The 20,268-nt window shown below is 31.3% G+C and carries 18 protein-coding genes; 5 read left to right on the top strand and 13 right to left on the bottom strand.

The window, feature by feature from the left end:
• Positions 1–15: 15 nt before the first annotated feature.
• Together JAO71_RS00285 and JAO71_RS00290 are read right to left on the bottom strand one after the other, a co-directional pair.
• Entirely contained in the window at positions 16–516 is a 501-nt protein-coding gene (locus JAO71_RS00285; RefSeq protein WP_202998412.1) for a hypothetical protein, read from the bottom strand.
• 93 nt (positions 517–609) lie between these two features.
• Entirely contained in the window at positions 610–954 is a 345-nt protein-coding gene (locus tag JAO71_RS00290) for a hypothetical protein (protein WP_202998413.1), read from the bottom strand.
• 128 nt (positions 955–1,082) lie between these two features.
• Between JAO71_RS00290 and JAO71_RS00295 the strand changes: the two genes are divergently transcribed.
• From JAO71_RS00295 to JAO71_RS00310, 4 genes are all read left to right on the top strand, one after another.
• Entirely contained in the window at positions 1,083–1,988 is a 906-nt protein-coding gene (locus JAO71_RS00295; protein ID WP_202998414.1) for a histone deacetylase family protein, read from the top strand.
• Positions 1,989–2,024: 36 nt separating this feature from the next.
• Positions 2,025–2,852: a helix-turn-helix domain-containing protein gene (locus JAO71_RS00300; protein ID WP_202998415.1), complete on the top strand. Its 828-nt coding sequence runs from the start codon at positions 2,025–2,027 to the stop codon at positions 2,850–2,852.
• A 131-nt stretch (positions 2,853–2,983) separates the two neighbouring features.
• Positions 2,984–3,151: a hypothetical protein gene (locus tag JAO71_RS00305; protein WP_187294276.1), complete on the top strand. Its 168-nt coding sequence runs from the start codon at positions 2,984–2,986 to the stop codon at positions 3,149–3,151.
• A 24-nt stretch (positions 3,152–3,175) separates the two neighbouring features.
• Positions 3,176–3,565 (top strand): plastocyanin/azurin family copper-binding protein, encoded by a 390-nt coding sequence (locus JAO71_RS00310; RefSeq protein WP_054852511.1) that lies wholly within the window; start codon positions 3,176–3,178, stop codon positions 3,563–3,565.
• 124 nt (positions 3,566–3,689) lie between these two features.
• Here the strand turns inward: JAO71_RS00310 and JAO71_RS00315 are convergent, their stop codons facing one another.
• The 3 genes from JAO71_RS00315 to JAO71_RS00325 are packed head-to-tail and all read right to left on the bottom strand — an operon-like array spanning position 3,690 to position 8,383.
• On the bottom strand, positions 3,690–4,067 hold the full coding sequence (locus tag JAO71_RS00315; protein WP_202998416.1) for a hypothetical protein: 378 nt from the start codon (positions 4,065–4,067) through the stop codon (positions 3,690–3,692).
• A 57-nt stretch (positions 4,068–4,124) separates the two neighbouring features.
• Positions 4,125–5,534, bottom strand: a complete 1,410-nt coding sequence (locus JAO71_RS00320; protein WP_202998417.1) for a DUF5689 domain-containing protein — start codon at positions 5,532–5,534, stop codon at positions 4,125–4,127.
• A 41-nt stretch (positions 5,535–5,575) separates the two neighbouring features.
• On the bottom strand, positions 5,576–8,383 hold the full coding sequence (locus JAO71_RS00325; RefSeq protein ID WP_202998418.1) for a carboxypeptidase-like regulatory domain-containing protein: 2,808 nt from the start codon (positions 8,381–8,383) through the stop codon (positions 5,576–5,578).
• 141 nt (positions 8,384–8,524) lie between these two features.
• On the opposite strand from JAO71_RS00325, the gene JAO71_RS00330 reads away from it, so the two are divergent.
• On the top strand, positions 8,525–9,604 hold the full coding sequence (locus tag JAO71_RS00330) for an endonuclease/exonuclease/phosphatase family protein (protein ID WP_054852507.1): 1,080 nt from the start codon (positions 8,525–8,527) through the stop codon (positions 9,602–9,604).
• A 68-nt stretch (positions 9,605–9,672) separates the two neighbouring features.
• On the opposite strand, the gene JAO71_RS00335 is transcribed toward JAO71_RS00330, so the two are convergent.
• From JAO71_RS00335 to JAO71_RS00370, 8 genes are all read right to left on the bottom strand, one after another.
• Positions 9,673–10,107 carry a hypothetical protein gene (locus JAO71_RS00335; protein ID WP_054852506.1) on the bottom strand — a complete coding sequence of 145 codons (435 nt, stop codon included), beginning with the start codon at positions 10,105–10,107 and terminating at the stop codon, positions 9,673–9,675.
• A gap of 103 nt (positions 10,108–10,210) precedes the next feature.
• Positions 10,211–12,826, bottom strand: a complete 2,616-nt coding sequence (locus JAO71_RS00340) for a TonB-dependent receptor (RefSeq protein WP_116823611.1) — start codon at positions 12,824–12,826, stop codon at positions 10,211–10,213.
• Between the two features lie 158 nt (positions 12,827–12,984).
• Positions 12,985–14,628, bottom strand: coding sequence for a glucose-6-phosphate isomerase (pgi, locus tag JAO71_RS00345; protein ID WP_116823612.1), 1,644 nt, complete (start codon positions 14,626–14,628; stop codon positions 12,985–12,987).
• The gene (locus JAO71_RS00350; RefSeq protein ID WP_116823613.1) at positions 14,594–15,946 is read right to left on the bottom strand and encodes a peptidoglycan DD-metalloendopeptidase family protein; all 1,353 of its coding nucleotides are present in this window, start codon (positions 15,944–15,946) and stop codon (positions 14,594–14,596) included. Before JAO71_RS00350 ends, pgi begins: the two co-directional genes overlap by 35 nt.
• Positions 15,904–16,827, bottom strand: a complete 924-nt coding sequence (locus tag JAO71_RS00355; RefSeq protein WP_028607575.1) for a tryptophan 2,3-dioxygenase family protein — start codon at positions 16,825–16,827, stop codon at positions 15,904–15,906. The genes JAO71_RS00350 and JAO71_RS00355 overlap by 43 nt, the downstream gene beginning before the upstream one ends.
• Positions 16,828–16,834: 7 nt before the next feature.
• Positions 16,835–17,617, bottom strand: a complete 783-nt coding sequence (locus JAO71_RS00360; RefSeq protein WP_054852503.1) for a DUF3108 domain-containing protein — start codon at positions 17,615–17,617, stop codon at positions 16,835–16,837.
• A 142-nt stretch (positions 17,618–17,759) separates the two neighbouring features.
• On the bottom strand, positions 17,760–18,923 hold the full coding sequence (gene hppD, locus JAO71_RS00365) for a 4-hydroxyphenylpyruvate dioxygenase (protein WP_028291610.1): 1,164 nt from the start codon (positions 18,921–18,923) through the stop codon (positions 17,760–17,762).
• Between the two features lie 86 nt (positions 18,924–19,009).
• Positions 19,010–20,167, bottom strand: a complete 1,158-nt coding sequence (locus JAO71_RS00370; protein ID WP_202998419.1) for a homogentisate 1,2-dioxygenase — start codon at positions 20,165–20,167, stop codon at positions 19,010–19,012.
• Between the last annotated feature and the right edge of the window lie 101 nt (positions 20,168–20,268).

A 20,268-nucleotide genomic window follows, 5' to 3' on the forward strand; every position in this document is an offset into this window, starting at 1 on the left:
TTTAAACAACCTGCTTTATGACGCTTGTTTTAAAGTAATAGCTTTAGATAAATTAGTCTCAATTATGTCATGCCAATTTTGGATACGTTTGGCTTCATAATCTTCAATAAAAGCTTCATCTGCATCAAAAAAAGATAATATTAAAGCTTCCTTTTTAGACGATACAAACTGTAATTTTAGATCTAAATGTTTTAAATGTGAGGCTTTATCTTTTCCTTTTTGATAATCTGATATAATCTCACAAGACTTGACTTGAGTTAAATCTATGGTTTTTAATACATTAATTTCATCTTTAAAATGAACATAAGATAGCATGTTTTGGTTTTCGGCGAAAGCCAAAAATTTATTATTCCAAGTTTCGGACATAGTATACTTTAACCCATTGGAAAGTAATAGTTTTTCGGCTTTATGTTTTGTTTTTGTTTTGCTATTTAATCCTTTAAATACAAATATAAAAAAAGGGACTAATACGCTTAAAACTAATAACATAGATAGTAGTGTGAATGATAATTTCATGGTTTTGATTTTTAAATTTAATGTATAATACATCAACACAAAATCTTAATTTTAAAGACTAGTGTTGCAACAGTTGCGTTAAACGTATTGTGTTTAAGTAAACCAATGAAATGGGTAAATAATCTGTTTTTTTGGTAATCCTACAGCAATACTATTGCTGGATTTTTGATATAATAAAACAGTATTTTGTTGTGTTTTATTTACCGTTTTAACCAATGCATACTGCTTGTAAAATGAGGTATTATCTTCTAACTGCAGGTTAACAGATAACTCAATATCAGAATTTACAATTATACCTTGCGAGTCTAATGAAGGACTAGCTTGAACGGTATGTTGCGGAAAAGTATGCTGTACAACATTAGCATCTTTACCTTCTGAGAAGAAGATAGTAGAGACACTTAATAAAAGCGTTATAACTAAAAAGTTAAGCTTTGACATTATTATACTTTTGTTTGATTGACAAAGGTATAACTTATCTTGTTAAGAGTGTCTTAAAGTTTTTAAATCGGCTTAATTGCTTTTAAAACTTGGAAGCCTTAAATTTAAAGTTTTAAACTACTTTTTGAATGCTAAAAATAGCTTACCATCCTATTTACTGTCATCCGTTGCCTGAAAAACATCGGTTTCCGATGATAAAATATCAATTATTACCTGAACAATTATTGCATGAAGGCACTTGTATTGAAGCTAACTTTTTTGAACCTAACAGAATGATTGATGAAGCTCCTATTTTAGCTGTACACGACCCTGAGTATTTTTACGATTTACTAAATATTACTTTAGATCAACGTGCTGCACGTAAAATTGGTTTCCCGTTGAGTGAGGTTTTGATAGAAAGAGAAATTACTATTGCTGATGGTACTATAAAAGCCAGCCAATTTGCATTACAACATGGTATTGCTATGAATATTGCTGGAGGTACACACCATGCTTATAGCAATCGTGGTGAAGCTTTTTGCATGTTAAACGACCAAGCAATTGGTGCAAGATACCTCCAAAATAAAGGTCTAGCTAATCGTATTTTAATTGTAGATTTGGATGTACACCAAGGTAATGGTACTGCCGAAATATTTAAAAATGATCCTTCTGTTTTTACATTTTCAATGCATGGAAAACACAATTATCCCTTTAAAAAAGAACAAAGTGACTTAGATATTGCTCTAGAAAACAATATTGCAGATACAGAGTATCTTTCAATTTTACAAAAAACATTACCTAAATTAATAACAGACTTTAAACCTGATTTTATCTATTATTTAAGTGGTGTTGACGTCATTAAAACAGATAAATTAGGTAAACTAGGTTTGACACTTGTTGGTTGCAAAGCTAGAGATCAATTTGTTTTAAACACCTGTAAAACAAACAACATTCCTGTTATGTGCAGTATGGGTGGAGGCTATAGTCCTGACATAAAAACCATTGTAGATGCACATGCCAATACCTATAGATTAGCTCAGGATATTTATTTTTAATTGTAATTATTAGCAGCTTTTATAGACTATAAGTTTATGCTAAAAACATTTACAGAATTTTCTACCAAAGGAACTTTAAAAATATCGGACCAAAGCCTTTTAAAAACATTTTCCAATTCAAAACAAATTGGCTTATACACCTTTATTGTTACTAGAAATTCTAGTTTAGAGTTAATTGTAGATGGTGTACCACTAATTTTAAAACCACATCAAATTTTATCATTAACACCTATACAACAGCTAAAATATATAGCTGGAAAACAAAGTGTTGTTTATCAATTTAATCAAGAATTTTATTGCATTAAGGATCATGATAAAGAAGTTGGTTGTGCTGGTGTTTTGTTTTTTGGTAACGACAGCATTCCTGTTATTACGTTAAATACCATCGAGCAAGATAAATTTAATATGTTGCATGATATGTTTTTAGAAGAAATAGAAACACAAGATACTATACAAGCAGAAATGCTAAGGATGCTTTTGGCTAGGTTTATTATCAAAACTACCAGATTGCTTAAGACCGAAACTACAAGTGATGCCATTATTAAATCTACAGATGAAACTTTAAGACAATATAACTTATTAGTTGAAGCTCATTTTAAAAACGCACATCATGTAGGATTTTACGCGGACAAACTTAATAAATCTGCAAAAACACTATCCAATAGTTTTTCAAAATTCGGACAAAGTCCTCTAAAAATAATACATGAACGGTTAATTTTAGAAACTAAACGCCAACTAATGTATACGGACAAAACTGCCAAACAAATTGCTTATGATATTGGTTTTGAAGACGCCTCACATCTAAGCAGACTGTTTAAAAAACAAACAATGGTAACTATGTCAGAGTTTAAAAAAAACTTGTGAGCTTTTTTTTTATAGATTTTAACTACAAAACTACTATTAGGGAAAAATAGACATGTAATAAGGTAATATTGTCGTTTTAAAACCTACTTCCCTATCGCATCTTTGCAGTATAATAATTAAACACACGCAAGATGAAAACAACAACATCCATATTCAATTTAATAGAAATATTTACAAAAGCTAAACGAAATATAGCCAAAGCTGTTAATCCACAAGAGCATTGTGAGCACAAACAACTACACGACTATTATTGTGACGCAGAATTAAACAAAGGAATTATTGACAATTCAATTATATAACAACAAATCTATAAAATTAAAACAATGAAAAAATTAATCGCAACTTTAGTATTAACATTAACTCTTTTAGTATCTGTTAATGCACAAGACAAAATGATGAAAAACGACACTGTAAAAACAGTAGCACTAGAGCAGACTACTGGTGAGTTTACACAAAAAGGTTTAACTATAAGCGAAGGAACTTATGTATTTGAAATTGCAAATAATGCAGTTGGTAAAGATGTTGGTTTTGTACTAATAAAAAAAGGAGCTGATGCATCCAATCCAGAAAACCACATTAAAACAGCCTATGTTACTAGCGTTGTTAAAGACGGAGAAACACAAAGTAGCAAAGCGACAACATTAGCAAAAGGAGAATACACATACTTTTGCCCATTAAATAATACACCTCAGTACACCTTAACTGTACAGTAGATTATTAAAGTCTTATCAAATTACTTTAAGACTTAAAAATAAATGATGGATAGCCATTATATTATTATTTAAAATAAAAAAAGCCTGCTAAATTATAGCAGGCTTTTTACTTATATATTGATCTTTAAAAACTTTGAAGTAGAATTACCCCTAACAATACACACACAAAAGGCAAACTTAACAATAAACCTAAATTATGTTTACTTGGTTTACTTCTGTTAAACTTAGCGTTTAAAACCTTTCTAGTTTTACCATTATACTTTAACCAATTTTGAATATGTATAATAAATGAAATAATCGCAAATAAAATCCAAGCTTTATCACTTGATATTGTAGAAGCATTCATTTTAGTTAAAAAAGTGGCTATAAACACACCAGAAACAAAAACTAAGGCAATTTGCAATGCTGAAATATAAAACAAAGCTATAGAGTTTGCTTTTTGTTTAAAACGTGTTTTAAAAGCTGTAAAAACATTAAAAAATAAGTGATCGAATGTTGTCATAAATGATATAAAAAAAACTGCTACAATGTAGCAGGTTTTTTTTGATAAAATAAATTATTAGTTAGATAAAACTTTTAAATTATCTAAGTGATATCTTGTTGTTGCGTCTGGATCAGAACCTTCATAAAAGAATCCAATATTTACATTTCCTTCATACTGAGATATATCGATTGTAGTAATTGGTTGTAAACCACCAAAACCAGTAGTTGAACCATAAGGTATTTCTGCATTTAAAGGTTCCCAAGTCGCTACTAAAGGGTCTCCTGAAAAATCAGTAGATATGTATGCTGATAGTATAATACCATTAGAAAATGCTACTTCAAGATCGAATGATAATAGGTTATCAGAGCTAGTCCCTAAGTCGATTACTGGTGTAACTAACCAAACATCTGCTTCAGAATTATTAGAGCTAAAAGCCGAAATCCTAGAGTAATCATTATTATTGAAACCACTAATAAACCAATCTGTATTTGTTCCGCTAACATTTACATTAGTCCAACCTTCATTGGTATAATTTCCAAACCCTTCAAAATCCTCTTCATAAACAACATTAAAATCATCAATATTTAAAAGAGAACAACGTGTGTTTTCAAAAACTACGTCTTCTGTAGAATTTAAAGTCAATAATGTAGTATCTCCTGAAAAGTTTTTAACAATTACTCCAGAAATAGAACCATTTAATGTTGGTAATAACTCGTTTTTAAAAGTTGAGAAAGCACTAGTCTCTAAAATAAGTTCTGAATATTCTAACCCGCTACAAGACTGTAATGTGCGTTGTGTGTCATAATCTTCAGTAGGGTCAAAATAACGTTCACCAGCTAAATCATCTGCAAACTCAACATTATCAAATTTTACAAACATACCTATGTGCTCACCACTTACCACTCCAAAAGTTAAATTTAATGGAATAATAGTTTCTGTAGTTGCAGAACGTAAGACATTTGAACTTTCTTGACTATTAGTTAGAGCTGTTACTGTAGTACCATATTGATCAGATTCAGTTCCTCCACCAATTGTAATGACACCATTACCAACTCTTGTTTCTCCAATATGTAGACCGTTTAACTTAATATAAACCTCACGACCTTTATTAAATTTATTGTATATATCTGATGAACTTGTAATAACTTGTAATCCTGCAGTTGGGTTTTCAGCTTTATCTTGTATATAAAACTCTTTAAAAAAGTTTCCCGTTGCATCAGAAGAACTTACATATCCTTTAACTACAATATTTGTATCTACTGGAAATGGAATATCATCGTCAGAACTATACATTGCTTTAACTTCTTCAATTGAGACTAAATCTAATGCACCTGTTTCAATCTGACTAAGTAATAAATTTAAAGCTAAATTCTCTTCATTTCCTTGTGACTGTGGTACAGAATAATCATCGTCCTCTACACAAGACGTTATAGCTAATAAAGCCATAAGACTAAAAGCTAATGTTAAAATTTTATTCGTTTTCATAATTGTAATATTAATTATTAATAATTTCCTTTTTCTTTTTTTTAAAACCTAAGATACACATTTACAAAGTAATTAGCTCCTCTACCATACCAGTACTTAGGACCAAAAACTCTTTTCTCTAAATTTACATCATCTCTTAAAGCTCTGTAATCTGCACGTCTTCCTTGTTCAAAACCACCAGTTTTATATTGCTTATCTAATAAGTTACCAACACTTGCAAAAAATCCGATAAATTTATCTCCAATTTTCCAAGACTTACCTCCAACTAAATTAACAACCATATAGCTATCAAACTTTTCTTGTTTTAATAAATCTACAGCTATTTCTGGATCATAATCATTGTAAGGTAATCCGTCCGCATCTGTATAGAATTCATTTGATCTTGATAATGGACTTACGTCAATGTATGCGTTATCAAAAAAGTTAGCTGTTGCTCCAAACCACCAGTAATCAGGATCTCTATATTCAAACCCAACTGAGTATGCAGTTTGTGGTCCTCCTGCTACTTTATAATTTTCAAGATTAGAAGTACTTACTAATCCAGAGGTATTTACAACATCACCACCTTGAACATCTATAAAGTCTTCTGATGTTGACGTTACATATAAGTTAGGATTATTACTATAAGTATATTGTCCTACAGAAGCTGCTCCTTTTAGTTTAATAGTTGGTGTTACTTGAGCTTCTATACCTAATTCTCCTCCAATATGTTGTTTTTCTACACCAGATAATACTTCTTGAATAAAACCTGTTGTACTACCTTGGGTGAAGAAAAATGATACTTCATTAGCATCTTCGATTTTAGTGTAAAAACCAGTCAATTTAGCTTTTACTATTGGAGACCTAAAAATATAACTAGCATCTATAGATGATATTTTTTCTTCTGTAATATTAATATCTGTATTATCTATACCATTAATTACACCTACATAATCATGACTTTCTCTTGAATTAGTATAAGTATTTCTTATTGATGGCGCTTTAGCAATATAACCTCCATTAAAGTCTAACAAATGCTTACCAGAAATCTTATAGGTAAATCCTGCTTTGGCACCATAACCAGTAAATTCGATTTTATCACCTTTACCAAATGAGTTATCTCTTTCTATACCATCTTCAATGTATACTTGATTTTCGTTTTTATATAAACCCTCTCTTTGGTAATCTGTTTTAGTTACACTACCAGCTACATAAAAATCAACTTTGTTATATTTAAACTGAGCTTGTGCAAATCCTGATAATTCGTTTACAAATAAGTTGTAGTTGTATCTAAATTTATCTCCAACAAATGCTACTTGATCAGGATTGTTTAAATCAAATTGGTTTTGACTAAAAGAATCTACATTTAAAGCTCCTGTTGTGCTTCCTAATAAATCAATGATTTCAGCAAAATTTTCAGAATCTAATTTTTTGTAATTAATTCCTGCATTGATCAAAACATTTTCATTAACCTCTGTACTAAAAATAGTGTTAAGCGTTAATTGTTTATCATCATTTCTGTCTTCATATAATACATATGCTGCGTTAGCACCAGATATGTTGTTAGTCAAGTTAGCATCCACAATTCTGTCCCAATCAATTTGCCCATCGTTTAAAAATTCTTGTTCAGCTTGGTATGCTCCTGCTAAATCTTCATCTTCAAGAAAATAACTTGGTAAATCTTGGTAATATGCTGGACTAGGGTTTTCACCTCCTGCATAATCTAAACGACTATTACCTACTTTTCCAAATTGGTAACCAACGTTAGTATTTAAACTTGTTTTTTCATTTATGTCCCAATAATGGTTTAATAACAAAATTGGTTCTTCAACTTCTTTAATACGCGAATTTTTCTTTTCTCCATCATAATTACCCCAAAATTCATTGTACTTAATTCCTTTTAAGTCATAAACTTCTTGTGTGTTAGCAGAAGATTTACCTCTACGGTTTGGAGCGTAAATTGAAGTAAAGTTAATACTGTGTTTATCGTTGATTTTCTTTTCTACAGAAGCAAAAAGCGAATTAGAGTCATATAATGTAGCATCTTGATATCCTTCATTTCCCCAACGTCTACCTACCATAAGTGTATAAGCCCAACCATCTTCCATCAATCCAGAAGCATAACTAGCCATTAAACGGTTAGTGTAACTTCTATTTGAAGATGAATATGTAACACGTCCACCTTCTCTATAATTAGAAGCTCTAGTATTAATATTTGTTGTTCCTAAAACACCTCCAAAACTATAAGCAGATGGAGATAATCCAGTACTTAACTCTTGGTTACGAACAACATCGTTTAATCCTCCCCAATTACTCCATTGTGGACGACCTGTATCTTGTTTATTCATTTCTACACCATTGATTAGTACTTTGGCGTTATCTGAATCTAGACCTTTAACTCTAAAAAATGATGAGCTAAACTCAAAAGCAGCTGTACGCTGAAAAATATCTTGTGATGATGATAGTAATCCAGAGATATTATCCGATCCACTTGTATCATCATTTAATTCGTCATCAGATAAAGTAATTGTAAACAAATCTTGTTCATTAGCAATTGACACATCCAATGTCATATCCTGTATATCAAGTGTTTTACCTTGATTAACAATAATAGGATATCTTTTAGTTTGATAGCCAACTTTTTCAATTTTAAGAATTTGTTCACCTAAAGGTATTTCACTAGTAAAGGTAAATTGTCCAAAACCATCAGTTTGTTCTGATAATAATGATTTTTCAATGGTAACAGTCACATCAGGAATAGGCTCATCGGTTACAGCATCTTTTACACTACCTTTAACTGTAGTCTGTTGTGCAACAAGTGTAAACGTTGAAAGAATTCCTAATAAGAAAAATAAATAACTTTTTTTCATACTATAAATTATAGTTAATTAATTGTTGGTACGTTAAATAATGATTATTTAAAGCGGGCAAATTTACATTATTTCTAATAAATATATACTTTTGGCAAGCGTTTTGTATTTAAGATAACGTTAACATAACACAAAATTACAATGACACATTTAAAACTTTGGATTACAGCACTTTTCCTTACAGCAATTGTAAGTTTAAACGCTCAAGAAAAGAAAAAATATAAGATACATACAGTAGCTTTTTATAACCTAGAAAACTTGTTTGACACCATCAATGATCCTACTAAATATGATGAGGCTAGCCCAATGATGGAAATAAAAGCTGATAGATCTGAGATTTACAAGAAAAAAGTCCATAATATGGCTAGTGTAATAGCTGATATAGGTAGTGATGTAACAAAAAACACTCCTGCTATTATTGGTATATGTGAGGTAGAAAATGTAAATGTTATTGAAGATGTTGCAAACGACCCATTATTACTTGGTAAAGATTATGGCATTGTACATTTTGATGGTCCTGATAACAGAAGTATTGATGTAGCCTTATTATATCAAAAATCATTATTTCAAGTCATGACCAAAAGTACACATACTCTTAAAATATTTGATGATAAAACAAGAAAACGCATCAATACTAGAGACCAATTATTAGTTACAGGTCGTTTAGAAGGCGAAAAAATACACGTCATTGTCAACCATTGGCCTTCTAGAAGTGGTGGCGAAGCTAAAAGTAGACCAAAACGTGTTGCTGCAGCAAAGCTTAACAAAAGGATTATTGATAGTTTACAATCTGTAGATCCTTATGCTAAGATTATTACAATGGGAGATTTAAATGATGACCCAACGAATGCTAGTGTCAAGGACGTTTTAAAAGCTGAAAGAAATAAAGACAAAGTTGATTTTAAAGGGATATACAATCCTTATATTGATATGTTTAAAAAAGAAGGCTTAGGTACCACTGCATATAGAGATGCTTGGAGTTTATTTGATCAAATCATGATTACAAAACCCTTTTTAGACAAAGATTATACCAACCTTACTTACTACAAAGCAGGAATTTTTAACAAATACTACTTAGTAAATAAAAAAGGACGTTATAAAGGTTATCCGCTAAGAAGTTTTGCTGATGGTGGATTTACAAATGGATTTAGCGATCACTTTCCAGTATATATTTACTTAATTAAAGAAGTAAATGACAAAAAAAATAAAGAAACTAAATAACATTACAAAAGATTAGTTTTCTATTAATACATAAAAAAAAGCGACCCTTAGGGTCGCTTTTTTTTATGTTATAAACCTAACCAAATCTTCCATGGTATTTTAGCTAAAACAAGTATTAATGCTAAAGTATAAAATATAGCAATTGTCTTAAGCTTATTTTTTGAGGTTAATTTCTTTTTGTGCTTAGAGTATCCAATAGTTATTAAAGCTACAGCAATAATCATGGTTAAAGGATGCTCGACAACATTAGATCTCATGGTTGCATTCTTCATGATTTCACCCATACTCATTTCACTAAAGTAATCTGCAGCAAACCATAATACCATACCAATTAATAAATGTATATGAGACACAATTAAAGTGAATAAAGACATCCTAAAATCACGCGCTTCATACTCCTTTTTAGTAATTGATTTATATAAAGCATTAAAGGTTGCAACTACTATCATAAAAAGCACTAAATAGGCCCAATAACGATGTAATATTTTAAGTGTTGAATACATATATTTTCTGTTTATTAAATTAAAGGATAAAGGTAATAATTAATTGCATAAAAAAAGCCTCTTCAAATTGAAGAGGCTTTTAAAATCTTATTATTAGTTAGATTTAGAAATTATAACGTAAACTAGCATTATAAGTTCTTCCAACACCTAAGAAATATCCAAATGCATCTCTTTGGTTAATATACGCATCGTTAAATAAATTATAAACGTTAGCTCTAAAGGTCATTTTATTAGATCCTAAATCAAATTTATAAGTTAATCCAGCATCAGCTAATGTATAAGCTGGCAATCTAATAGATTCGTATTTACCACCTGCTAATGCGGTAGCTGCTACATCTTCTACGTCAACAAACTCATATAAATCTGTATAAATATTATAATCCATATCTACAGATAAACCTTCAAATAAGTTAGCTCTAAATCCAACTCCAAAAGACGTTTGAGGTGCATTACCAATCTTTACATCAGTTAAATCAACTACACCATCAGTTATTATAAAATCACCAGTATCAGTATTTTGTAAGGTATATGGTGTTTCACCATCATATTTCCAGTTTCCAACAGAACCGTATCCTCTAAAACTTAGAGAAGAAGCTGTAGGTCTATACTCAAAATCAAATTCTACACCATTGTGTACTTGTGTAACATCAGTTAACCTGTAGCTACCAAACTCGTCATCAGCAGTATCTAATAGACCATCAGCACCTGGTAACTCTTCACCAAAAGTTAAAAATCTGTTACCCCAATTAGATGAGTAAACATCAACATTAATTCTCCATTCACCCGCTTTAAATCTATAACCAGCTTCTAAACCTGTAATTTCTTCATTTTCGACATCAGGGGATACTATCTCATTAGAGTATAAGATATTTGTAAAAATATTATCTAAGAATGGTTGACGAGAAAAATAACCTGCATTACCAAAGATAGAATGCTCTTCGTTAATTTTATAAGCTAAACCTCCTTTTAAATTGTATCCAGTTTTAGTTATTTTTTCTGATTTACCTAAACCATCTCCAGTTCCTACAAACTTACCTTCTCTTTGATAAGATTGAGTCGATAAAGCTCCTTGAAAAAACGCAGAAAAACTATCGTTTTTATATTCAACTTGACCAAAACCTCCTAAATAGTTAATAGTCTCAGAGTAGTTTCTGTCATATCTTTGATCATCATCTGCATAATCAAATAGTGCTGACCATGGGTTAGCTTCAAAACTCTCAGTAATTACGTAATCACCTGGTCTATCAGTACGGAAGTTATCATTATAACCAGTTAAACCTAAATAGTCATTTATTTGTCTAAAGTGTTCTCCTTTATAAGTTCTTCCATCAACACCAATGTTAAATGACCAATTGTCATTCATTTCAACATTTAAGTTAGAAAGTAGACCATACCAGTTGTGGTTATTCACAGACGATCTTCTTAGGTAAGAATCTCCAAAGTTACCTACACCATCAGTAGCAGTATCAACATTGTTTTCTACAATTTGATCGAAATCAATTTCTCCATTCAAATCATTTCTTACTCTTCCTCTACCAAGACCTCCTGTTCCTCCACCACGTCCCCATGATGCATATAATACAGATGATAATTCCATTCCTTCCTTAATTTCATAATCCCAGTTTAAGTTTGCTACTGGTTTATGGTAGTAATTTCTTCTTTCAGTATAACGAGATCCTTCTAAGAAACCTGTATTTGGATTGTATTTTTCACCAAACTCCTCATACTCCTCTAAATCACTAGAGAAATTTTGATCATGCCATTGTGGAGCTCCAGTTAACAAGAAGTTAAAAGTGTGCTCATCATTTGGCTTATATCCTACAGAGAATAAATAATTTTGTCCTTGACCTGCAGTACCAGCAGAATACTTTCTGTGTGCTTGCCAGTGGTCAACTAAAATTGTGTAAGCCCATCCGCTTTCTTTTAAACCTGAGCTATAAGAAGCTGTTGCTTTAGCGTAACTATCATTACCTCCTAAAAAACGGATAAAACCACCTTCTTTATTTTCTGTAGTTTTTGATACAATGTTTACTGTACCTCCAACTGAAGAAATAGCTAGTTTAGATGCTCCTAATCCACGTTGGATTTGAACAGCATTTGCAACATCACTCATACCAGACCAATTTGACCAGTACATTCTACCGTCTTCCATTCCATTAATTGGTTGACCATTTAATAAGTAACCTGTATTTACTTGATCAAAACCTCTTAAAAATATTTGACTATCACCAAATCCTCCAGCTTGATTAGATACGTATACAGATGGTGTGTTTTTTAAAGACTCACCAAATTCAACGTTACCAGCTGCTTTTAATTGAATGTCTTTCCCTCTAATAGTAGATACAGCTACTGGCGTTTGTCTACCAGCTGCTAAGTCAATTACTCCAGTTCCTACAATTACAACCTCATCTAAAGAGTTGTCAGAAAATAAAGATAAATTACCTAAATCAGTATCTCCGTTAAAAGACTTAGTAATTTTACCAAAACCTACATATGAAATTTCAAGTACACCTGAACTTGACTGAGTAGTAAGTGAGAATGTACCATCAAAATCAGTAGTCGTTCCATTTGTCGTTCCTTTCTCAACAATTGTTGCACTAGGTAACGCAGAGTTTAATTCAGCATCCATTACTGTTCCCGTAACAGTACTTTGGGCCATTGTAAATGCAGTACACATAAATGCTACTGCAAAAAACATAACTTTAATTGTGTTTTTCATTTTGTTAATTTAAGATTTGTTTATTCAAATTCTTTTGCAAAAATACGACTAAATATAGTTGCAATATTAACTTAATGTTAACAAATACATTAACAGTAATTTTAACAAAACTGAATTATAACACGAAAAAAGGTAAGAAAATTCGTGATTATTAATTTTTACCTTAATTTTTTATATAATTCTAACAAATTAAGGGTGGAAACGTCATGATTATCAAAACTAGGGTTATTAAACTCTTTTAAAATTTTATTAGCTAATTGCTTCCCAAGCTCAACACCAAACTGATCGTAGCTATAAATATTCCAAATAATACCTTGTACAAATATTTTATGCTCGTACATAGCTATTAGTTTTCCTAAACTTTCTGGTGTTAGTTGTTCTATAAAAATTGTATTTGTAGGTTTATTACCTTCAAATACTTTAAAAGGAGTTAATTGTTTTATTTTTTCTGAAGAAATATTTTGAGATTCAAACTCAGCTTCAACCTCATCTTGAGTCTTACCGTTTAATAAAGCTTCAGTTTGCGCAAAAAAGTTAGACATTAACTTATCTTGGTGGTCTTGGTTACCATGTAGCGATTTTGCAAAACCAATAAAGTCTGCAGGAATTAGTTTAGTCCCTTGGTGGATTAACTGAAAAAAAGCATGTTGAGAGTTTGTCCCTGGTTCTCCCCAAATAATAGTTCCGGTTTGATAGTCTATTTTTGTACCATTACGATCTACACTTTTTCCATTGCTTTCCATTATACCTTGTTGTAAATAAGTAGCAAACTGTGTTAAGTATTGTGTGTAAGGTATAACAGCTTCGCTTTCGGCCTTAAAAAAATTATTGTACCAAACACTAAGTAACGCTAATATTACTGGAATATTTTTATCAAAATCTTCTGTTTTAAAATGCGTATCCATTGCGTTGGCTCCAGATAATAATGCATCAAAATTTTTGAACCCTATAGATAAACTTATGGTTAATCCTACTGCACTCCAAAGTGAAAAACGTCCACCAACCCAATTCCACATTGGAAATATATTGTCTTGATCAATACCAAACGTTTTAACTTTTTCAATATTAGTGGATACTGCAACAAAATGTTTTGCAACATCTTCTTGTTTAGCGTGCTCTAAAAACCATGTTCTTATAGTATTGGCATTAGATAACGTTTCTTGAGTTGTAAAGGTTTTTGAAACTATTACAAATAATGTCGTTTCAGGGTTTAGTGTTTTTAATACTTCATTTACATGATCACCATCTACATTACTAACAAAATGTGTTGTTAAGTGATTTTTATAATATTGTAATGAGTCTACTACCATAGCTGGTCCTAAATCGCTACCACCAATACCTATATTAACTATATCTGTAAATACTTTACCTGTAAAACCTTTAAGTTGACCTGAAATAATTTGATTTGAAAAGGTTTCAATTTTCTCTTTTACTTCAAAAATTTCTGGTATTACATTTTTCCCATTTACTAAAACGGTATCTGTTGCTTTAGCACGTAAAGCTGTATGCAACACCTCTCTACCTTCTGTTTTATTGATTACTTCTCCTGAAAACTGTGCTTGTATAGCGTCTTTTAGTTTAGTTTCTTCAGCTAATTCTAAAAGAAGTGTAATCGTTTCTGAAGTTATTCTGTTTTTAGAATAATCTACATAAAAATCTTCCCAATTAATAGTCATTTGATTTGCTCTGTCTTTATTTTGAGCAAATAACTCTTTCATTTTTAAATCTTTTGAAGCTTCAAAATGATCTTTTAATTTTTGCCAAGCTTTAGTGCTTGTTGGGTTGATTGATGGTAGTGTCATGGTTAGTATATGTAATTAAATTTTCGGTACTGGTTTGTATATCTAAAATTTGCTCTTCTTCAATTGGAGAAACAAAATCTATTCCGTCTAATTGAATTTTAAGTGGTTCTATAAATTTTATGTACTCTGTTTTTAAACTGTCTGAAATAGGCTCAGCCTCTGGTAGTTTTTGCTTAAAGGGATCAACCTCTTTTCCGTTTTTCCAAAAACGATAACACACATGTGGACCAGACGTATTACCAGTCATACCAACATAACCAATTACATCACCTTGTTTTACAAAATCACCAACTTTAGCATTTCTTTTTTGCATATGAAAATACTTAGTTGTGTAAGTACTATTATGCTTAACTGCTACAAAATTACCTGCAGATTTACTGTAACGAGATTGTACTACAGTACCATTTGCAGTAGCCCTAATTGGTGTCCCTACATTTGCAGCAAAATCTGTCCCTCTGTGTGGACGTACACGATTACCGTATAAAGCAATCCTACGATTTAAATTGTATCTAGAAGAAATTCGCTTATACTCTACTGGTGCTTTTAAAAAAGCACGACGTAAATTTTTGGCGTCTTCAGAGAAGTAATCTTTTAGTCCTTTTACGGTATCTGTTTCAAACTCGAAAGCATAAAATGGCTCTCCATTATGTTGGAAGTAGGCAGCCTTAATATTATCTATTCCTGCATATATACTGTCATCAATATACTTTTCGGTATAAATAAGTTTGAATTTATCATTTTTTTGAAGCCTAAAAAAATCAATAGTCCACGCATATATGTCGGACATTTTATAAGCTAACAACACACTTTTACCTTGTTTTGCTAAAGCTTCAGAAATATTAGATTCAATTACTCCTGAGACTTCCTTTTCTACAAATTTAATTGGCTTAGTGCTTGAGTAAGCATGTATTGAATCTTGAAAGTTTATTACTACATAATCTGTTTTTGTAGGCTGGTAAATAAAACATTTAGGTTCTTGTAGCGAGTCATTAGAACACAATAACGTATAAGGTTTACCTACTTGTAGACGTCTAATATCAAAACTATCTTTTGTTTGCTCTGCTATTTGGAAAATTTTAGAGTAATCTATTTGATTACGTTGAAGAATCTCTCCAAAACTATCTCCTTTTTTAATAGTATCACGTTTAACAACGTAGTCTTCTAGTTTGAAACCAAATTCATAAACTTCTTCTGGCTCTTCAACTAATACTGTTTCAACTGGTTTTACTTTATCTTCTTTACAACTATATATTACTAATGTTAGTACAAGAAGTATTATACATTTTTGCCCCAATCTTGCAGTTCTTGTTTGCTCCATAAGTCTGGAAAAAATATTCGTCTTTGATATTTTGGATGCATATATTTTACCCATTCGCTTCCTCCTGTTGCTTCTGCAGTTTTACCACCTATATTTAGGTAATGATTTGCTGTGTTATAATGAGCCATTACCCAAGTAATATTTACTGTGTAATCGTAATGACGCATTGCTTTAATTAAATCTTGATCTTCTCTAACCTCTTGTGGCAATCCTTTAAAAATAGTCCACAAATTATGTGTGTTATAGAATTCTGCAAATCTAATAAATTCGTCTTTGTATTTGTCCTCAAAAACTGTTAATGTATAGCTTTTTTTACCGGTTTTGTAGTCTTTACCTGCAGCTTGCCAATATAAATGTTCAAAAGCGTGTTCAAAAGACGTATTTCTATCAATAGTATCTCTAAATCTATTGTCTATTAAATTGATTAATTCGGTTGAGGCAAATTCAATTTTTCTGTATTGAGCCGACTGAAACCCACTTGCTGGAGTCAATGTACTTCTAAATTTATTGTATTGCTCTACATCCATTCCGTCTTTCATGACAGTAAATGAAGAGGTTAACACATCAAAATAACGACTAATTCTCATGATTTTAGTTTCAAAAAAAGATGCTGAAATATTATCTTGTTTAGCAACTTGATCTATTTCCCATAAAATCATTTTAAACAACAACTCATTGACTTGATGGTACATTAAAAACACCATCTCATCTGGTAAAGTTGTACGCTGTACTTGTAAATTTAAAAGTGCATCCGTCTGAATATAATCCCAATAATCAATGGGTTTACTATGCAACAAACCATCTAAATGTGTATTTACATTTTGGTCTAATGCATTGTATTTATCTGTCAATTGGTCTGTTATATTCTTATCTATACTCATTATGTAATTAATCTACTATAATTTTAAAGCTATGCTTTAAACCCTTGTATGCCTCTAGATCTGCTCTTAAAGACCCAACTGCTAAATCTGCTTTTATACGTAAAGGTATTTTATTTTTGTCATTAGACACCCAAAGGGTTAAACTTTCTTCTTCTTTAAATACACGACCTGCCATTACGTATGGTCTAAACATCAAAGTTTCAACGGTTCCGAAATTAGTCTCTAGATTTTCTTTTCCAAGGTATTTAAGTTTAAACCCATAGTTTTCTTCATCAAAAAACATATCTAATTTAATCTCATCACCTTTACTTAATGTTCTTGTGTCTAACTTATTTCTAAGATAATAAAAAGTAGACACCATGTCTTGTACCTTATCTTTTGTTGTTAGAGTCTTTTTAGTATCATGCTTTTTGTTATACACTAAAGCTGTTTTATTAGATTGATTAAAATCAATTTCGATATTCTTTTTATGACCACCTTCGTTAATTTTTCTTATAAATTTATAAGGTAATATGGTTTGTTTGTCAAAATAACTTTCATAACGATCTTCTACTTTAAAAAACCATTTTATCATACCTGTTGTCCAGCCTTTTCCAACTACATGAAATACCGGCTTACCATTTAAAGTCGTTTCTTTCACCTGCAATGTTGCATTACCAGCTTTTAAAAACCCACTGTAACTCATTTTAAACTTAAACCATTCGCCAGTTTTAAAAGCAGGTTCTTGTTGAACCGCAAAAGAGACACTTGCTGTAAATAATGCTAATATTATTAGTATTTGTTTTTTCATAACTCATGTAATTATATAGCTATTTGCAAACAGCTATGGATTGTTTAAAACTTAGATTACAATTACTATTCCAAAAATATAAAACAAAAAAATGCCATCTTAATATTTGATGGCATTTTTTTGTTATTAAATTATGAATTCCTTAAAGCGTACCTCTTTTAGCTTGTTCTCTTTCAATAGATTCAAACAATGCTTTAAAGTTACCTGCACCAAAACCACGTGCTCCCATACGTTGTATTATCTCAAAAAATAAAGTTGGTCTATCTTCAACTGGTTTTGTAAAAATTTGAAGTAAATATCCTTCTTCATCAGCATCAATCATAATACCTAAACTTTTCAGTTTTTCGATATCTTCTTTTAACTCATGACTAAACTCTTCTAGCCTACCAGGTACAGACGTATAATACTCGTCTGGAGGTGTAGATAAAAATTCAACTCCGTTTGCTCTTAATTGAGACACTGTTTTTAAGATATCATCTGTAGCAACAGCAATGTGCTGTACTCCTGCACCTTCATAAAAATCTAAATACTCTTCAATTTGAGAACGTTTTTTACCTTCAGCTGGTTCATTAATTGGAAATTTAATTCGTCCGTTTCCGTTGGACATTACTTTACTCATTAAAGCTGAATATTCAGTATGTATTTGCTTATCGTCAAATGACAAAAAGTTTTCAAATCCCATAACATCTTCGTACCATTTTACCCAAACATCCATTTGGTTCCAGCCAACGTTACCAACCATATGATCAATGTATTTTAAACCTGCAGTTGGTGGATTATAATCTGATTCCCATTTTTGAAATCCTGGTAAAAAAGCACCTTTATAATTTTTACGCTCTACAAACATGTGTACCGTTTCTCCATAAGTATAGATTCCTGCTCTTACAACCTCACCATGCTCGTCAGACTCTACAGTTGGTTCCATATAAGATTTTGCTCCTCTTGAGGTTGTTTCTTCATATGCTTTTCTTGCATCTTCAACCCATAACGCTACAACTTTGACACCATCACCATGTTTTACAATATGGTCGTTTATTGGTGACTTACTATTTAAAGGCGTTGTAAGCATTAACTTAATTTTATCCTGAGTTAAGACATAGCTTACCTGATCTGTAGATCCTGTTTCAAGACCTTTGTAGGCATGTGACTGAAACCCAAAAGCTGTTTTATAAAAGTGAGCTGCTTGTTTTGCATTACCAACATAAAACTCGACATAATCGGTCCCTAAAAGTGGTAAAAAATCTTGTGCACCTTCAAATATTTTTTCTAAACCGTAGTTTACTGATTCAATTTCTTTTTTACTCATAATAAGTATATATTTTGACAACCACTGTTGTGGTTAATTTTGTTTTTAATAATAAATAGTTTATCACTTTCGTGGAAATAAAAGCCTTACTCTAACCAAGATTTAAAGTAATCTTCATCTGCAATTTTCAAAGCCTCCTCAGTAACCATTAATGGTTTAAACGTATCAACCATTACTGCTAACTCGTTTGTTTTAACTTTACCTATACTACGCTCTGTTGCTCCTGGATGTGGACCATGAGGTATTCCTGCAGGATGCAAGGATATGTGACCTGCATCAATATCGTTACGTGACATAAAATCTCCGTCTACATAATATAACACCTCATCACTATCTATATTGCTGTGATTGTAAGGCGCAGGAATACTGTCTGGATGATAGTCATATAACCTTGGTACAAAACTACATACAACAAAGGCATCTGTTTCAAAAGTTTGATGCACTGGTGGTGGTTGGTGAATACGACCTGTTATGGGCTCAAAATCATGTATTGAAAATGCATAAGGATAATTATACCCATCATAACCAACTACATCAAAAGGATGTGTTGCATACACCATTTCAAAAATATCGTCTTGCTTTTTGACTTTTATTAAAAAGTCTCCTTTTTGATTGTGTGTCTCTAGCTCTTGTGGTTGTCTTAAATCACGCTCGCAAAATGGAGAGTGCTCTAGCAATTGACCAAACCAATTGCGGTAACGCTTTGGTGTGTAAATTGGTCTTTTAGACTCGACAATAAATAACCTATTGTCTTCTGTGTCAAAATCCATTTTATAAATCACACCTCTTGGGACTAATAAATAGTCTCCATATTTGAAGTCTAAATTACCTAAATGTGTACGTAACTTACCTGTCCCTTTATGAACAAAAATAAGCTCGTCTGCATCTGTGTTTTTATAAAAATAATCTTTTGTTGATTGTTTTGGTGCTGCCAAAATAATACTACAATCGCTATTTATTAATACAGTTTTACGCGACTCTAAATAATCGTTTTCTGGTTTTACTTGAAACCCTTTTAAGCGATAGGATTGTATATGGTTTTTTTTAGCAATTTTTGGTGCTACACTGTATTGTTTTTTTATAGCTTTAACTTGTGTTGGTCTATGCTCATGATATGAGTTTGTAGACATACCGTCAAAACCTATGGTACCAAATAACTGCTCTGCATACAGGGAACCGTCTGGTTTTCTGAATTGTGTGTGTCTTTTTGGTGGAATGTTTCCTAGTTTATGATAAAATGGCATTTTTTTGAATTTTTAAATTGAAAAAATAACGTCTAAGAATTTTGTGACGCTTTACTAAATGCTTAACAAGGAAGATGGATCATTCTGGATTACGCTTAATC

The organism is Olleya sediminilitoris (genome assembly GCF_016785945.1).
Lineage (GTDB): Bacteria > Bacteroidota > Bacteroidia > Flavobacteriales > Flavobacteriaceae > Olleya > Olleya sediminilitoris.

Bases quoted from the DNA above. Each gene is read 5' to 3' on its own strand.
- JAO71_RS00285 (WP_202998412.1), bottom strand. From the start codon at position 516: ATGAAATTATCATTCACACTACTATCTATGTTATTAGTTTTAAGCGTA.
- JAO71_RS00290 (WP_202998413.1), bottom strand. From the start codon at position 954: ATGTCAAAGCTTAACTTTTTAGTTATAACGCTTTTATTAAGTGTCTCT.
- JAO71_RS00295 (WP_202998414.1), top strand. From the start codon at position 1,083: ATGCTAAAAATAGCTTACCATCCTATTTACTGTCATCCGTTGCCTGAA.
- JAO71_RS00300 (WP_202998415.1), top strand. From the start codon at position 2,025: ATGCTAAAAACATTTACAGAATTTTCTACCAAAGGAACTTTAAAAATA.
- JAO71_RS00305 (WP_187294276.1), top strand. From the start codon at position 2,984: ATGAAAACAACAACATCCATATTCAATTTAATAGAAATATTTACAAAA.
- JAO71_RS00310 (WP_054852511.1), top strand. From the start codon at position 3,176: ATGAAAAAATTAATCGCAACTTTAGTATTAACATTAACTCTTTTAGTA.
- JAO71_RS00315 (WP_202998416.1), bottom strand. From the start codon at position 4,067: ATGACAACATTCGATCACTTATTTTTTAATGTTTTTACAGCTTTTAAA.
- JAO71_RS00320 (WP_202998417.1), bottom strand. From the start codon at position 5,534: ATGAAAACGAATAAAATTTTAACATTAGCTTTTAGTCTTATGGCTTTA.
- JAO71_RS00325 (WP_202998418.1), bottom strand. From the start codon at position 8,383: ATGAAAAAAAGTTATTTATTTTTCTTATTAGGAATTCTTTCAACGTTT.
- JAO71_RS00330 (WP_054852507.1), top strand. From the start codon at position 8,525: ATGACACATTTAAAACTTTGGATTACAGCACTTTTCCTTACAGCAATT.
- JAO71_RS00335 (WP_054852506.1), bottom strand. From the start codon at position 10,107: ATGTATTCAACACTTAAAATATTACATCGTTATTGGGCCTATTTAGTG.
- JAO71_RS00340 (WP_116823611.1), bottom strand. From the start codon at position 12,826: ATGAAAAACACAATTAAAGTTATGTTTTTTGCAGTAGCATTTATGTGT.
- pgi (WP_116823612.1), bottom strand. From the start codon at position 14,628: ATGACACTACCATCAATCAACCCAACAAGCACTAAAGCTTGGCAAAAA.
- JAO71_RS00350 (WP_116823613.1), bottom strand. From the start codon at position 15,946: ATGGAGCAAACAAGAACTGCAAGATTGGGGCAAAAATGTATAATACTT.
- JAO71_RS00355 (WP_028607575.1), bottom strand. From the start codon at position 16,827: ATGAGTATAGATAAGAATATAACAGACCAATTGACAGATAAATACAAT.
- JAO71_RS00360 (WP_054852503.1), bottom strand. From the start codon at position 17,617: ATGAAAAAACAAATACTAATAATATTAGCATTATTTACAGCAAGTGTC.
- hppD (WP_028291610.1), bottom strand. From the start codon at position 18,923: ATGAGTAAAAAAGAAATTGAATCAGTAAACTACGGTTTAGAAAAAATA.
- JAO71_RS00370 (WP_202998419.1), bottom strand. From the start codon at position 20,167: ATGCCATTTTATCATAAACTAGGAAACATTCCACCAAAAAGACACACA.